This window comes from Frigidibacter sp. MR17.14, assembly GCF_037095735.1.
Taxonomy (GTDB): domain Bacteria; phylum Pseudomonadota; class Alphaproteobacteria; order Rhodobacterales; family Rhodobacteraceae; genus Frigidibacter.
The window spans coordinates 1-1,597 of the sequence record NZ_JBAWKD010000040.1; the positions used below are offsets into that span (position 1 = coordinate 1).

General features: G+C 63.1%; 2 protein-coding genes. Both read left to right on the forward strand.

Annotated features, from left to right (window positions below; all coding sequences use genetic code 11):
• Positions 1-366 precede the first annotated feature (366 nt).
• Positions 367-948, forward strand: a complete 582-nt coding sequence (locus tag V8J36_RS22800; protein ID WP_336469607.1) for an NYN domain-containing protein — start codon at positions 367-369, stop codon at positions 946-948.
• A gap of 183 nt (positions 949-1,131) precedes the next feature.
• On the forward strand, positions 1,132-1,512 hold the full coding sequence (locus V8J36_RS22805) for a DUF6880 family protein (protein WP_336469608.1): 381 nt from the start codon (positions 1,132-1,134) through the stop codon (positions 1,510-1,512).
• Positions 1,513-1,597 lie beyond the last annotated feature (85 nt).

Genomic DNA, 1,597 nt, shown 5'->3' on the forward strand with positions numbered 1-1,597 from the left:
ACAATCTCTTCCGGCTTGTGCTTCTTCTGTCCCATATTCCGTCCTCCATCTGGCTTGAAAGCCTACTTCAGGGAGGACCACTTTTCAGGGGGCAGACCACCGGCTGATCGTCGGCAGCCATCTCTTCGTGTCAGCGTCTGGCATCATGCTGCGCATATCAGCAAGGACCGCTATGGGCTGGGTGCGGTAGTAGCCACGACCAATGCAGTCTGCAGGTTCGAGCAGAGCGCCGCCCGCTGCCTCGGTCGATCGCTCCGGTGGGCATACCGGAAGATCTTCCCCTATCGTTGAGCTTGGCCGCTTGCTATGACGACCTCCATTGCCTGACCAGGCAACTTGTTGGTTTCTCTGCCTGACGGGGGCGGGATGATCGCACTGTTTGTGATATTGATAGCCTCCTGCGCGGCGCTGCTCGCAAGCCTGCTGTCTCCGCAGCTTTCGGACCTGCTGCTGCTCGCAGCGCCCTGCGCGCTGGCGAGCCTGTTCCTCATTCTGAGGACTATGTGGCGCGCGAGATCGTCGCGATTGGCAAAGCGGTCCTGGATGATCCTGGACGGGTCCAACATCATGCATTGGAAGGGAACAGGTCCAGAAATCGCGGTGGTGAAGGATACCATACGGCTTCTGGTTGCTCGCGGGTTCACGCCCGGCGTCGTTTTCGACGCGAACGTCGGCTACAAGCTGTTCAACCGCTATCAGGATGACGGTGCGCTCGCCAAGTTATTGGGCTTGCCTCCAGATCGGGTGCTGGTCGTGCCGAAGGGCACGCCTGCCGATGCGATCATCCTGTCTGCCGCGCGGGACCATGGGGCTCGGGTGGTTACCAATGATCGCTATCGTGACTGGGCCGAACGGCATCCGGAAGTTGCCGAAGAGGGTTTTCTGGTGAGGGGCGGCTATCGGGATGGCGCAGTCTGGTTGGCGTTGCCAGACACTCCCGCCCGGTAGTCCGGGGCGGGCACCCGGTCCGGGGCGCTACTCGCGCGGCGACGCGCCATCCATGTCTTGGCCGACAATCGAGTTGCCTCGCCAGAAGTCGAGCCTTTTCGCGCCCGGGTCGCAGGAGGCACCGGAATGGGTTAGGGATGCTCCCGCCATCCTGAGTTTCCCATTGAAGGAAGGGCATCGCATATGGCCGGAAAGGCGCTCAACAAGACCAACCTGACCGCGTTGGGACCCGAGGTCTTGGCGGATCTGCTGCTCGAGGCGGTCAAGGGCGATGCCGCGCGGCAGCGCCGGGTCCGGCTGGCGCTCGCCGCCGATGACGGGCCGCAGACCGTGGCGGCCGATGTGCGCAAGCGCTTCGTCGCGATCCGTCGCGCCAAGGGGTTTCTTGCCAGGCCGGCGCAGAAGAAGCTCGCGCAGGAGCTTACAGGGGTTGTCGAGATGATCGAGACCCGCATCGCGCCCACCGCGCCCGGCCTGGCCTTCGAGTTGCTCTGGACGCAGTTGCACTTGGCCGAGGGCATCCAGGAGCGCACCGATGACAGCTGGGGGGCGTTGTTGCACTAATCAGCTGAAGGCCGATCTACCCCTGTCCCGCTCTGTGTTCAGCCCACGGCGATGATCTCGGCGGTGCCGAGGGTGTTGTATCTGT

Bases quoted from the DNA above. Each gene is read 5' to 3' on its own strand.
- V8J36_RS22805 (WP_336469608.1), top strand. From the start codon at position 1,132: ATGGCCGGAAAGGCGCTCAACAAGACCAACCTGACCGCGTTGGGACCC.
- V8J36_RS22800 (WP_336469607.1), top strand. From the start codon at position 367: ATGATCGCACTGTTTGTGATATTGATAGCCTCCTGCGCGGCGCTGCTC.